This window comes from Streptomyces sp. ISL-10 (assembly GCF_018614575.1).
GTDB lineage: Bacteria > Actinomycetota > Actinomycetes > Streptomycetales > Streptomycetaceae > Streptomyces.
On sequence record NZ_JAGGOJ010000011.1, the window covers coordinates 182,874 to 196,284 of the forward strand.

Genomic DNA, 13,411 nt, shown 5'->3' on the forward strand with positions numbered 1-13,411 from the left:
GAGGGACGCAGGCGGGCGCGTACGCCAGCAGCGCCCTTCGGCCGCCATGACGTCGGTCGAAGGGCGCTGCTCTTCGTTTGGCTGACGATGCCGCAGGAGCCGTCCGTCAGCCTCGCAGTGGGCTCAGCCGTTGATCATGTCGTCGCCGCCGCACTTTCCGTTGTCGCACTTGAACGTGGCCTGAAACACGTCGACCGCCAGGATCAGGTGAGCCAGGCGTTCCCGCGCCTCGGGCACGCTCGGCGGGGTGGCGTTGAGGGGGGCGAACACGGCGTCCAGCAGGTCCCTCAGCAGGTCGGCTTCCTCCGCGCACAGGCACTTGCTGTCCTCCAGCGCCGTCACCCTACGGTCGGCCTGCTCCAGAGCGGTGCGCGCGGTCGGGATCAGCGGAGTCGTGCTGTCGAGCGAATCGGCCGCCAACTGCAGCCGGCTGTCCAGCTGCATGAGAATCGGCCCGCAGTTCTCCCTCTCGTCGTCCTTGTCCTTGTCCCTGCCCTTATCCTTGTCCTTTTCGTCGCCCTTGTCTGCGACGACCGCGGCGGACCGGGTGGGCTTCGTGTCGGCCGAGACTGTGGGGGCCATGAACACGGTGGCGGCGGCGACCGCCGCTGTGACGGCCATGATCGAGCCGCGGATCTTGACAGATATCATCTCGTGCTTCTCCTCAATGCACTCTGATGCGAGATGAGACGAGCCGCTCCGGATGGGGCGCTCGAGTTCCAGAGAACCCACTCTGACTCTTCGTGCAACCGCGACTACCGTCCGTATCGTGGGCCGTTGAGGCCACACTCTGCGAGAGCCGCAGGTCAACAGCCCAGAAGCCCCCTTCGAACCGCGTGGCCCCCTTGTCGTGCAGATCAGTGACGCACCGACCGCTGGGGAGCGACGGCTGAGCGCTCGGACGTATGGCGCGGTGCGGTCCGGCCGGAACCGGCGGAACGGCACGGCCGGTCCGGGCGACTCCACGATCGCGCTACCTTGCGCGACTCCGCGCCTGCCTGTCCCCGGTGCGACGGCCCACTGAAGGCCGGCGCGATGGTGCTCTGCCACCGCGAGGACGACGACCGGCGCACCTGCCGCATGGTCTGGGGCTGCTCCAGCGAACACGTCTGGTGGAGGTGGGCCGACCGTCCGCGCGCGCCGTTGGAGCCTTGCCCGTACCCTGATCTGCTCGACAGCTGACATCTGCATCTGGGTCAATGGCGATGGACCACGCAGCTACGGATGTACTCGGCGGCATCGGGCTTGAGCGGTCAGGTCCACAGACTGCCCGAGTCGCGGCAATCTCACGGGCCCGATCTCTTGTCCCCTGGCAGCTCGCGCCCAAAGACGGTGAACCACCTGCGCGTTGGCCTGATCGTTGGCTTGTGCCCACCTCTTGATGACCTGGGAGGCGGACTCCGGCGTGGCCACACCTGAGGCTCAGGCGAGTCAGGTCCGTACACCCTGATTGACGTTCATCCCGATGGCGGCCCTGGGTAGCGGAGGGTGATTCATTCTCTGAGGATCAGATACGAGAACAGGCGCTACCCGGGTGGATGGATCGGTCCTCTCTTTTGTGTCCGGAGGTATGTTGCATGGAAAGCTCCTCGTTGTCCGCCATCGAGGCCGTCGTGTCCAGTGGCAAGGCTGTGATTTCCGCGGATGACAGCAGCATCGTCGCCGCTGTGCAAGAGACCCTCAGGAAGGGCGGGTCTGCGACGTTCTACGTCACTCATGCCCAAGCGGCAGCGGTGAACTCCTGGTACTGGACACCAAAGCGAATCAGGGAAACGGAAGTGGAGGCCGTTTCCAAAGAGGAAAAGGCAAGGATTGAGGCGGAGTTGGGGGTCAAGGAAACCGGAGCTCTGTTCTCGAACCGGATCCCATGTGAATGCGGACGCGTCTACGGCGCGTTTGAGTTTGTGCAGCAGGGGATTCGTGAGCACGGGCGAGAGGCGGTGGGAGCGGTCCTGGAGTTGAAGGACACGTCCGTCATTCGCGTGAATCCGGTCCAAGTCACTGTGTGTCCTGACTGCAACCAAAGGCTGTTGCGCGGTCACTACTACTGCTGGGTGAACGGGTATGGGTGCTGTAAGAGCGACGAGATCTGACCGGCACCAGGGACCCGGGAGCGGCACCTTCTCCGAGTCGCCGTGCCAGATGCGTGCCGCATCAACCGGCCACGGTGAAGCCGGAGCATCCGACGATTCCCCGGCCAGGTCTACAACGGGCCGTCCGCCCGGTTCACGGCCAGACAGCGTGTCGAACGAGCCGTGACTCCCGAGCTCAGAGCGCACCGCCGGCCTTGGCGCTCTCATGCCGGCATCCTTCTCCGCATGCGACGAGGCATCCTTCGCGTCCCGCTGATCGGCACGTCTGCCTGCCCGGGCGTCTCGCACGGAGCAGGAGATGTTGCGGCAGACGATCGCGGACGTGAGGCTGATCGGGACGCACTGGATCCCCGCTGGCGCGGCCGGACCGCGCAGGTCTCGGTGCGAGAGGAGAGCGTGCGATGAGGATGATGATGAAGGCTCGCATGGACACCCAGATGTCGAATCAGGTGACCAAGGGCGGAGCGATGCCGATGTCGGTGCGGTCGACCATCGAACGGCTGAAGCCGGAGGCCGCCTACTTCACGCCCGAGGGTGGGCGCACCATGATCCTCGTTTTCGACATGCAGGACACCGCACAACTGCCCTCCATCGCCGATCCCTTCTTCCAGGAGATGGGCGCGGAGGTCACCTTCGAGCCGGTGATGAACCTCGACGACCTGCAGAAGGGTCTTGCGGCCCTGCAGAAGCAGAGCTGACCGCAGCCACCTTCCGACGCTTGCCACCGTTCCCGCTTCATCCGGCGCGGCTGTCGTGGCACGCGGCAGGCGAGCCACGCTGGGGGCATCTCCCGGGCCGCAGGGCCCAGGGGGAGGGTAGTGAAGGGCGCGGGCGGCGGCTCGTCGATGTATCCCAGCGCCGTCTTCCAGAACTGGGCGAGGAGCCGCGCGTCCGCGCAGTCGAGTGTCAGGTCGATTCCGGCTGCGTTGACAGGACCGTACTGCGGCCCACCGGCACCCACCGCACGACAGCGTGCCGTGCGGGCGGGCAGCTGCGTGGCGCCCGCCCCGGAACGGACCTACTCGTCCCCCTCCTCCAACTCCCCCTCCGTCTCCAGGAAGACCCGACGCAACCCCTCCAGCACCGCCGGGTCCGGCTTCTCCCACATGCCGCGGGATTCCGCTTCCAGGAGGCGTTCCGCGATGCCGTGGAGCGCCCAGGGGTTGGCCTCCTGGAGGAAGGCGCGGTTCGTCGGGTCCAGGACGTACGTCTCCGTGAGCTTGTCGTACATCCAGTCCGCGACCACGCCCGTCGTCGCGTCATAGCCGAAGAGGTAGTCGACCGTCGCCGCCAGTTCGAACGCGCCCTTGTAGCCGTGGCGGCGCATCGCCTCGATCCAGCGGGGGTTGACCACGCGGGCGCGGAAGACGCGGGACGTCTCCTCGACCAGGGTGCGGGTGCGGATCGTCTCCGGGCGGGTGGAGTCGCCGATGTACGCCTCCGGGGCCGTGCCGCGCAGGGCGCGGACCGTGGCCACCATGCCGCCGTGGTACTGGAAGTAGTCGTCGGAGTCCGCGATGTCGTGCTCGCGCGTGTCCGTGTTCTTCGCCGCGACCGCGATCCGCTTGTACGCCGTCTCCATCTCGTCACGCGCCGGGCGGCCCTCCAGGCCGCGGCCGTACGCGTAACCGCCCCACACCGTGTACACCTCCGCCAGGTCCGCGTCCGTGCGCCAGTCGCGGGAGTCGATCAGCTGGAGGATGCCCGCGCCGTACGTGCCCGGGCGGGAGCCGAAGATACGGGTCGTGGCACGCCGTTCGTCGCCGTGCTCGGCCAGGTCGGCCTGGGCGTGGGCACGGACGTGGTTCTCGGCGGCCGGCTCGTCCAGGGAGGCGGCCAGGCGGACCGCGTCGTCCAGCAGGCCGATCGTGTGCGGGAACGCGTCGCGGAAGAAGCCCGAGATGCGCAGGGTGACGTCCACGCGCGGTCGGCCCAGCTCGGCGAGCGGGATCGGCTCCAGGCCCGTCACACGGCGCGACGCGTCGTCCCAGACCGGGCGGATGCCCAGCAGGGCGAGGGCTTCGGCGATGTCGTCGCCCGCCGTCCGCATCGCGCTCGTGCCCCACAGGGACAGTCCGACGGACGTGGGCCATGCGCCGTTGTCCGCGCGGTAGCGCTCCAGGAGGGAGTCGGCGAGCGCCTGGCCGGTCTCCCATGCCAGGCGCGACGGGACGGCCTTCGGGTCGACCGAATAGAAGTTCCGGCCCGTCGGCAGCACGTTGACCAGGCCGCGCAGCGGCGAGCCCGAGGGGCCCGCCGGGACGAAGCCGCCGTTCAGCGCGTGGACCGCGTGGGTGATCTCGTCCGTCGTGCGGGACAGGCGCGGGACCACTTCGAGGGCGGCGAAGCGCAGGATCGCCTCGACCTGCTCACCGTGGGAGGTGGGGACCGCGGCCGGGTCCCAGTCCGCCGCCTCCATCGCCTCGACCAGTTCGCGGGCCGTGGCCTCCGCCTCATCGGCCGTCGTACGGGTCGCCGCGGACTCGTCCAGGCCCAGCGCCTCCCGCAGGCCCGGCAGCGACGTCGTGCCGCCCCAGATCTGGCGGGCGCGCAGGATCGACAGCACCAGGTTGACCCGCTCGGGGCCGGTCGGCGCGCCGCCCAGCACATGCAGACCGTCGCGGATCTGCGCGTCCTTCACCTCGCACAGCCAGCCGTCGACATGCAGCAGGAAGTCGTCGAAGCCGTCGTCGTCCGGCCGGTCGTCCAGGCCCAGGTCGTGGTCCAGCTTCGCCGCCTGGATCAGCGTCCAGATCTGGGCGCGGATCGCGGGCAGCTTGGACGGGTCCATGGACGAGATCTGGGCGTACTCGTCCAGGAGTTGTTCCAGGCGCGCGATGTCGCCGTACGACTCCGCCCGCGCCATCGGCGGCACCAGGTGGTCGACGAGCGTGGCGTGCACGCGGCGCTTGGCCTGGGTGCCTTCGCCCGGGTCGTTGACCAGGAAGGGGTAGACCAGCGGCAGGTCACCGAGGGCTGCGTCCGGCGCGCAGGACGCCGACAGGCCGGCGTTCTTGCCCGGCAGCCACTCCAGGTTGCCGTGCTTGCCGAGGTGGATCATCGCGTCCGCGCCGAAACCGCCGTCGTCCGCCGAGGCGGAGATCCAGCGGTAGGCCGCCAAGTAGTGGTGCGAGGGCGGCAGATCGGGGTCGTGGTAGATCGCGATCGGGTTCTCGCCGAAACCGCGCGGCGGCTGGATGAGCACGAGCAGATTGCCGCGGCGCAGGGCCGCCAGCACGATGTCGCCCTCAGGGTTGCGGGAGCGGTCCAGGAACATCTCGCCCGGCGCGGGCCCCCAGTGCTCCTCCACCGACTCGCGCAGTTCCGCCGGCAGCTGCGCGTACCAGCGCTTGTAGTCCGCCGCCGGGATGCGCACCGGGTTGCGGGCGAGCTGCTCCTCGGTCAGCCAGTCCCGGTCGTGGCCGCCGGCCTCGATCAGCGCGTGGATCAGCTCGTCGCCGTCGCCGGACACCAGGCCGGGGATGTCGCCTTCGGGCCCGAAGTCGTAGCCCTCCGCGCGCAGCCGGCGCAGCAGGGCGACGGCGGACGCGGGGGTGTCCAGGCCGACGGCGTTGCCGATACGGGAGTGCTTGGTCGGGTAGGCGGAAAGGACCAGTGCGACCCGCTTGCGCGCGTTGGGGATGTGGCGCAGACGGGCGTGGCGCACGGCGGTCCCGGCGACGCGGGCGGCGCGCTCGGGGTCGGCGACGTACGCCGGAAGCCCGTCCTCGTCGATCTCCTTGAAGGAGAACGGGACGGTGATCAGCCGGCCGTCGAACTCCGGCACCGCGACCTGGCTCGCCGCGTCCAGCGGGGACAGGCCCTCGTCGTTCTCCTCCCACACCGAGCGCGGCCCCGTCAGGCACAGCGCCTGGAGGATGGGTACGTCCAGGGCCGCGAGCGCGCCCGCGTCCCACGACTCGTCGTCGCCGCCCGCCGACGCGTCGGCCGGGCGTGTGCCGCCCGCCGCGAGCACCGTGGTCACCAGGGCGTCCGCGTCGCGCAGTTGCTCCAGCAGGTCGGGCTCGGGGGCGCGAAGGGAGGCCACGTACAACGGAAGCGCCCGGCCGCCGGCGTCCTCGATCGCGCCGCACAGGGTGTCCACGAACGCGGTGTTGCCGCTCATGTGGTGGGCGCGGTAGTAGAGCACGGCGATCAGCGGGTCGTCGCTCTCCCGGCGGGGTGTGCGCGCCAGCCGGCCCCAGGTGGGCGCCGCCGACGGAGGCTCGAAGCCGTGGCCGGTGAGCAGCACGGTGTCGGACAGGAAGCGGGCGAGCTGCTCCAGGTTGGCCGGGCCGCCGTGCGCGAGGTAGGCGTGGGCCTCGGCCGCGATGCCGATCGGGACCGTGGAGGCCTCCATCAGCTGGGCGTCGGGGGCTTGTTCGCCGGTCAGGACGACGACGGGGCGGTCCTGGGCGAGCAGCAGGTCGATGCCCTCCTGCCAGGCGCGCAACCCGCCGAGGAGGCGCACGACGACCAGGTCAGTGCCCTCCAGGAGGGCGGGGAGGTCATCGATCGGAAGGCGTGAGGGGTTCCCGAAGCGGTAGGCGACCGGTCCGGCTGCCGCGCGTGCGCTGAGCAGGTCGGTGTCGGACGTCGACAGGAGCAGGATGCGGGCCTGCGGGGAGTGCGCCCCCGATGTTTGCTGCATGCGGCGTCTGGCCTTCCTCGGGGTTTCCGCGCCCCGGGCGGTGTGAGGACGGCGGGAGTTCCTGGCTCACCCGGCGGCGTGCGCGTGCTGCGCTGCGGCCGGGCTCACAGTGGCGGGACCGCGCCGGAATTCCACCGGGCTTCCTCCCCTGACGCCGTCTTCGGCGGTGACGGACCGTGTGGTCCGCCGATCAGCATAGTAAGGGCCATCACGTCTCCGGCATCAGGTGGCCTGTGTGATGGTCGGTATGCTCGCCGCCATGCCTTCGGCCCCCTCGAACCGCCCGGACCGGGACGAAACTCCCGTACGGGACCGCGGTGATGCCTGCCCCGGCGCACTGCGACTGCACACCGCGGACGACGGTGCGCTGGCGCGCGTCCGCGTGCCCGCGGGTGTGCTGAGCGCGCGGCAGGCGTACGCGCTGGCCGACGCGGCCGAGCGGCTCGGCGACGGCGCGCTTGACATCACCTCCCGCGGCAACCTTCAGCTCAGGGGCCTCGGCGGGGGCTGCGGCGGGGAGTTGGCGTCGCTGCTCGACGCGGCGGGTCTGCTGCCCGCGCCCGCCCACGAGCGCGTCCGCAACGTCGTCGCCTCGCCGCTGTCCGGCCTGGACGGCCGCGGGCACCTGGACGTGCAACCACTCGTACGCGACCTGGACGCGCTGCTGTGCGCGAGCCGGCGGGCGACGGCGCTGTCGGGGCGGTTCCTGTTCGCGCTGGACGACGGGCGCGGGGACATGGCGGGGCTGGGCGCGGATGTGATGTTGCTCGCAGAGCAGGGCGGGGAGCGGGTACGGATCCTGCTCGGCGAGCAGGCGGTGACGGTCCGCGCGGCGGACGGCGCCCGTGCGCTGCTGCTCGCGGCGGAGGCGTTCCTGGACGCGGCGTCGGCCGTCGGCACGAAGGCGTGGCGGGTACGTGAACTGCCGCAGGGATACGGAGTGTCGGCGGCGGAACTGGCGGGACGGTTGGCGGCGGCGGGGGTGCCGGCGAGGCCGACCGGGATGTCTGCGGGGCCGGCGGGGCCGGAGGGGTCGGTGGATCTCGTGGACCTGGGCCACGTGGTGGACCCGGCCGGGTCGATGGGGCCCGCATGCGCGGCGGGCCCGGCGGCCCCGGGCCTCTCGGCGCACTCGGTGGACCTGGCCGTCCCGGCCGGTTCGGTGGATGCGGCAGACGCCGCCACGGGTTCGGCGGGGCCGGTACGCGCGGCGGGCCCGGCGGAGCTGGCCCACGCGGCGGCGGCCGGATCGGCGGACCCTGCGGGGTTGGCTCACGCGGCGGACCTGGCGGACTCGGCCCACGCGGCGGCGGCCGGATCGGCGGACCCTGCGGGGTTGGCTCACGCGGCGGGCCCGGCGGACCCGGGCCACGCGGCGGCGGCCGGATCGGCGGACCCTGCGGGGTTGGCTCACGCGGCGGACCTGGCGGACTCGGCCCACGTGGCGGCGGCCGGATCGGCGGACCCTGCGGGGTTGGCTCACGCGGCGGGCCCGGCGGAGCTGGCCCACGCGGTGGACCTGGCGGGGCTGGCCCACGCGGTGGGCCCGGTGGACCCGGGCCATGCGGCGGCGGCCGGATCGGCGGACCCTGCGGGGTTGGCTCACGCGGCCGGCCCGGCGGAGCTGGCCCATGCGGCGGCCCCAGTGGACCTGGCCCTCCCGGCCGGTTCGGCACACGCCGCCGCGGGTTCAGCGGGGCCGGAGGCCGGTAACGGGTCGGCCGGTGGAGCCACTGCCTGGCCGGTGGCTCCCGGAGACGGTGACCGAGAGGGTGACGGCGGCACAGGGCCGGATGCCGGGCGTACCCGTGCGGCTGGCACCGCGGCCGACGCCGGTCACGGCGAGCGCGCGGCAGCGCCGCCCGTGCCCGGCCCCTTGCCGGGAGGCGACGGCGCCGGCGTGTACGTGGTCGTCGCGCTCGGGCGGATGCGGGCCGGCCAGTGGCGGCTGCTCGCCCGGACCGCCGAGGCGCACGGCACCGGTGAGTTGCGCGTCACGCCGTGGCGCGGCGTCGTCCTGCCCGGCGTTCCCGGCGCCCTCCTGCCCGCCCTCGCCGACGCCGGACTCGTCACCTCGCCCGACTCGCCCTGGCTCGGCGTCGGCGCCTGCACCGGGCGGCCCGGGTGCGCCAAGTCCCTCGCCGACGTACGGGCCGACGCCACCGCCCGCATCGCCGCCGGCGCGGGCGGGCTGCCCGTGTACTGGTCCGGCTGCGAACGCCGTTGCGGGCACCCCAGGGGCGCCTGGGTGGACGTCGTCGCGACCGGCGACGGTCACTACGCGCTGACCGCCCCCGGCACCCCGCGGCACACCGTGCCCGTTTCCGACCTCGCCGACGCCCTCGCGGCGGCGCGTACGCCTGACCACCCCACCGACCGACCGACGAAGTGAGCGAGAGCACAGTGTTCGAGTACGAGAAGGACGGCGCGGAGATCTACCGCCAGTCCTTTGCCACGATCCGCGCCGAGGCGGACCTCGCCGGGCTGCCCGCCGAGGTCTCCCAGGTCGCGGTCCGCATGATTCACGCCTGCGGGATGGTCGACCTCGTCCGCGACCTCGCCTACTCCCCGGACGTCGTCCTGCACGCCCGCGCCGCCCTGCGCGCCGGTGCGCCGATCCTGTGCGACGCACAGATGGTGGCGAGCGGTGTCACCCGCAAGCGGCTGCCCGCCGACAACGAGGTGATCTGCACCCTCTCCGACCCCTCCGTGCCCGCGCTCGCAGCCGAGCTGGGCACCACCCGCAGCGCCGCCGCACTCGAACTGTGGCGCGACCGTCTCGAGGGCTCCGTCGTCGCCGTCGGCAACGCCCCCACCGCGCTGTTCCGGCTCCTGGAAATGATCGAACACGGCGCCCCCCGCCCCGCCGCCGTCATCGGCATGCCCGTCGGCTTCATCGGCGCCGCCGAGTCGAAGGACGCCCTGGCCGCCCACCCCCTGGGCCTCGAACACCTCGTGGTGCGCGGCCGCCGCGGCGGCAGCGCCATGGCCGCCGCCGCGGTCAACGCCATCGCGAGCGAGGTGGAGTAGTGAGCGCCGACCAGAAGACGACAGGGCGTCTGTACGGCGTCGGGCTCGGCCCCGGCGATCCGGAACTGATGACCCTGCGCGCCGCGCGCGTCATCGCCGAGGCGGATGTGATCGCGTACCACTGCGCCCGCCACGGCCGTTCCATCGCCCGCTCGATCGCCGCACCGCACCTGCGCCCCGACCACATCGAGGAGCGCCTGATGTACCCGATCACCGTGGAGACCACCGACCACCCCGGCGGCTACCGCGGCGCGCTCGACGACTTCTACGAGGAGGCGGCAGCCCGCCTCGCCGAACACCTCGACGCCGGGCGGACGGTGGCCGTCCTCGCCGAGGGCGACCCGTTCTTCTACGGTTCCTACCAGCACATGCACAAGCGGCTCGCGCACCGCTACCCGACCGAGGTCGTCCCCGGCGTCACCTCCATCAGCGCCGCCGCGGCCCGCCTCGGGACGCCGCTGTGCGAGGCGGAGGAGGTCCTCACCGTCATTCCCGGCACGTTGCCGGAGGACGAGCTGAGCGCACGTCTCGCCGCGACCGACTCCGCCGTGGTGATGAAGCTCGGCCGTACCTTCCCCGCGGTGCGCCGCGCCATGGAGACCTCAGGCCGGCTGGACGAGGCCCGGTACGTCGAACGTGCCACCATGAGCGGCGAACGGACCGGCCCACTGGCCGACATCGACCCGGACTCAGTGCCGTACTTCTCCGTCGCCGTCGTGCCGAGCCGTATCGCCAATCCGCGGCCGGAACCGCAGAGCGGCGAAGTCGTGGTCGTCGGCACCGGGCCCGCCGGGCCCCTGTGGCTGACCCCCGAGACGCGCCGCGCGCTCGCCGACGCCGACGAGATCGTCGGCTACACCACGTACGTGGACCGCGTCCCGCACCGGCCCGGCCAGATCCGGCACGGCTCCGACAACAAGGTGGAGTCCGAACGCGCCGAGTTCGCCCTCGATCTCGCGCGGCGCGGGCGGCGCGTGGCGGTCGTCTCCGGCGGCGACCCGGGCGTCTTCGCCATGGCGACGGCGGTACTGGAAGTGGCCTCCGAGCCGCAGTACACGCACGTGCCCGTGCGCGTCCTGCCCGGCGTGACCGCGGCGAACGCGGCGGCGGCCGCGGCGGGCGCCCCGCTCGGCCACGACTACGCCACGATCTCCCTGTCCGACCGGCTCAAGCCCTGGGAGGTCATCGAGACCAGGCTGCGGGCGGCGGCGGAGGCGGACCTGGTCCTGGCGATCTACAACCCGGGCTCCCGCTCCCGTACCCACCAGGTGGCGGCAGCCCGTGACCTGCTGCTCGAACTCCGCTCGCCCGAGACCCCGGTGGTCGTGGCGCGGGACGTGGGCGGCCCGGAGCAGTCGGTGCGGGTGGTGACCCTGAAGACGCTGGAGCCCTCCGAAGTCGACATGCGCACGCTGCTGCTGATCGGCTCGTCCCGGACACGGGCGGTCGAGCGCGGCGACGGCCGGACGATCACCTGGACGCCGCGCCGCTACGAGTGAAGGCATCGAGGCCGTCCGCGTCCCGTCGCGGGACGCGGACGGCCTCCCCGCGACGACCCGGCTCCAACGGATCGATTCGACGCCCGGATCGGCCGTGTGCCGTGCGGAGCGGAACAGGGCTGTACAGCCCCCTTCCGGCGGAACACCGTCCCCCGCCGCACGCGACCGAGGCCGCCGCACCCCGACGGGCGGCGGCTTCAGCCGTGGACCCAGGCCGCCGCTTCCTCGACCGTCGCCGCCACCCGCACGCCCTCCGGCACCGGCGGCCTGCGCACGACCACCACCGGGATGCCCGCCTCGCGGGCCGCGCGGAGCTTCGGGGCGGTTGCCGCGCCGCCGCTGTCCTTCGTCACGAGGACATCGACGCGGTGGGCGCGCAACAGCCCGCGCTCGCCGTCGAGGGTGAAGGGTCCCCGGTCCAGGAGGACTTCGGCGCGGGCCGGCATCGGGGCCTCGGGCGCGTCCACCGACCGTACGAGGAACCACTGCGGGCAGTCCGCGAAGGCGGCGAGCCCCATCCGTCCGGTCGTCAGGAACACCCGCTCTCCCAGGCCGTCCAGTGCGCGGGCCGCCTCCCCCAGGGAGTCGACCGGGTGCCAGTCGTCGCCCTCGACCGGGACCCAGCCGGGGCGGCGCAGCGCCAGCAGGGGAACATGGGTGGTGGCGGCCGCCCGGGCCGCGTTGAAGCTGATCCGCTCGGCGAAGGGATGGGTGGCGTCGATGACCGCGTCCACCTGGTGCGCGCGCACCCAGTCCACGAGCCCCTCCACGCCGCCGAACCCGCCGATCCGTACGGTGCCGGCCGGCAGCCGGGGGCTCGCGACGCGCCCGGCGAGGGAGCTGGTGACGCGGACCTCGGGGTGCAGGGCCGCGGCGAGGGCGCGGGCCTCGGCGGTCCCGCCCAGAACGAGTATGTGCACGGGAGTCCTTTCATGAGTCCAGGCGGCGGGCGCGACGCCCAACTCAAGCACACGGGGCTGCGCCCGGGCTGGACCACGGGTGCCTGTGCGACGGCGGCGACGACGGCCGCGTACACGGCGCTGCTGACCGGGGAGTTCCCGGACCCGGTGACGGTCACTCTGCCGAAGGGGCAGACGCCGGCGTTCGCGCTGGCGGCCGAGTCCCTGTCGGCCGGCGCGGCCATGGCCGGGATCGTCAAGGACGCGGGCGACGACCCGGACGTCACGCACGGCGCGCTGGTCCGCTCGACGGTACGGATCCTCCCGGCCGGCTCCGGCGTCGTCTTCCGTGCCGGGCCCGGCGTCGGCACGGTCACGCTGCCCGGCCTGCCCCTGGAGGTCGGTGAACCGGCGATCAACCCGGTCCCGCGCCGGATGATGCGCGAGCACGTCGCGCTCGTGGCGGGCCTGCACGGCGGCACGGGGGACGTCGAGATCACGGTCTCCGTCGACGACGGCGAGGAGATCGCCCGCTCCACGTGGAACCCGCGGATCGGCATCCTCGGCGGCCTGTCCGTCCTGGGGACGACCGGCATCGTCGTCCCGTACTCCTGCTCGGCCTGGATCGACTCCATCCGCCGCGGTGTGGACGTGGCCCGCGCGGCGGGCCTCACGCACGTGGCCGGCTGCACCGGCTCGACCTCCGAGAAGACGGTGACGACGCTCTACGACCTACCGGAGATCGCCCTGCTCGACATGGGCGACTTCGCGGGAGCGGTCCTCAAGTACATCCGACGCCACCCGGTCGACCGCCTCACGATCTGCGGCGGCTTCGCCAAGCTCTCCAAGCTGGCGGCGGGCCACCTGGACCTCCACTCGGCCCGCTCCCAGGTCGACAAGGTCTTCCTCGCCGGCCTGGCCCGCGCGGGCGGCGCGTCCGAGTCCCTTGCCACGGAGATCGCCACGGCCAACACGGGCCTGGCGGCCCTCCGCCTCTGCGAGGCGGCGGGCGTCCCGCTCGGCGACCTGGTCGCGGCGACGGCCCGCGACGAGGCCCTGTCGGTCCTGCGGGGCGCGCCGGTGTGGGTGGATGTGGTGTGCATCGACCGCGCGGGCACGGTGGTGGGCCGCGCGGCCCCGAAGGGTCCGTGAGCGTGCCCGAGGGCGTGCCCGGGCGGGGTGATTTTCCCCCACCCCGCCCCTCCCCGAAACTCTGACGAGACCCGGGGCTCCGCCCCG

Annotated in this window: 9 protein-coding genes, 1 pseudogene and 1 riboswitch; of the genes and pseudogenes, 6 read left to right on the forward strand and 4 right to left on the reverse strand. The window is 72.7% G+C overall.

What is annotated here, in order from left to right; translation table 11 throughout:
• Positions 1-123: 123 nt before the first annotated feature.
• Positions 124-651 carry a hypothetical protein gene (locus tag J7E88_RS13485; protein ID WP_215180536.1) on the reverse strand — a complete coding sequence of 176 codons (528 nt, stop codon included), beginning with the start codon at positions 649-651 and terminating at the stop codon, positions 124-126.
• 941 nt (positions 652-1,592) lie between these two features.
• Here J7E88_RS13485 and J7E88_RS13490 point away from each other — a divergent pair.
• Together J7E88_RS13490 and J7E88_RS13495 are read left to right on the forward strand one after the other, a co-directional pair.
• Positions 1,593-2,093, forward strand: a complete 501-nt coding sequence (locus J7E88_RS13490) for a hypothetical protein (RefSeq protein WP_251022561.1) — start codon at positions 1,593-1,595, stop codon at positions 2,091-2,093.
• 401 nt (positions 2,094-2,494) lie between these two features.
• Positions 2,495-2,791, forward strand: coding sequence for a DUF3303 family protein (locus tag J7E88_RS13495; protein WP_215180540.1), 297 nt, complete (start codon positions 2,495-2,497; stop codon positions 2,789-2,791).
• A gap of 116 nt (positions 2,792-2,907) precedes the next feature.
• Here J7E88_RS13495 and J7E88_RS13500 read toward each other — a convergent pair.
• Positions 2,908-3,054: pseudogene (locus J7E88_RS13500) on the reverse strand (VOC family protein); the annotation flags it as partial.
• Between the two features lie 57 nt (positions 3,055-3,111).
• Positions 3,112-6,744, reverse strand: a complete 3,633-nt coding sequence (gene cobN, locus J7E88_RS13505) for a cobaltochelatase subunit CobN (RefSeq protein WP_215180542.1) — start codon at positions 6,742-6,744, stop codon at positions 3,112-3,114.
• Positions 6,745-6,799: 55 nt separating this feature from the next.
• A riboswitch (cobalamin riboswitch) is annotated at positions 6,800-6,890 on the reverse strand.
• A 113-nt stretch (positions 6,891-7,003) separates the two neighbouring features.
• Here cobN and J7E88_RS37415 point away from each other — a divergent pair.
• The 3 genes from J7E88_RS37415 to J7E88_RS13525 are packed head-to-tail and all read left to right on the forward strand — an operon-like array spanning position 7,004 to position 11,273.
• On the forward strand, positions 7,004-9,136 hold the full coding sequence (locus tag J7E88_RS37415; RefSeq protein ID WP_374196273.1) for a hypothetical protein: 2,133 nt from the start codon (positions 7,004-7,006) through the stop codon (positions 9,134-9,136).
• A gap of 11 nt (positions 9,137-9,147) precedes the next feature.
• Complete coding sequence (locus J7E88_RS13520) at positions 9,148-9,774, forward strand: precorrin-8X methylmutase (RefSeq protein ID WP_215181489.1); 627 nt, start codon at positions 9,148-9,150, stop codon at positions 9,772-9,774.
• The gene (locus J7E88_RS13525; protein ID WP_215180544.1) at positions 9,774-11,273 is read left to right on the forward strand and encodes a precorrin-2 C(20)-methyltransferase; all 1,500 of its coding nucleotides are present in this window, start codon (positions 9,774-9,776) and stop codon (positions 11,271-11,273) included. Before J7E88_RS13520 ends, J7E88_RS13525 begins: the two co-directional genes overlap by 1 nt.
• 197 nt (positions 11,274-11,470) lie before the next feature.
• Here J7E88_RS13525 and J7E88_RS13530 read toward each other — a convergent pair whose 3' ends face one another.
• Complete coding sequence (locus J7E88_RS13530; RefSeq protein WP_215180546.1) at positions 11,471-12,193, reverse strand: cobalt-precorrin-6A reductase; 723 nt, start codon at positions 12,191-12,193, stop codon at positions 11,471-11,473.
• Between the two features lie 12 nt (positions 12,194-12,205).
• Here J7E88_RS13530 and J7E88_RS13535 point away from each other — a divergent pair, with 12 nt between their 5' ends.
• Positions 12,206-13,324 carry a cobalt-precorrin-5B (C(1))-methyltransferase gene (locus tag J7E88_RS13535; RefSeq protein ID WP_215180548.1) on the forward strand — a complete coding sequence of 373 codons (1,119 nt, stop codon included), beginning with the start codon at positions 12,206-12,208 and terminating at the stop codon, positions 13,322-13,324.
• Positions 13,325-13,411: the final 87 nt, after the last annotated feature.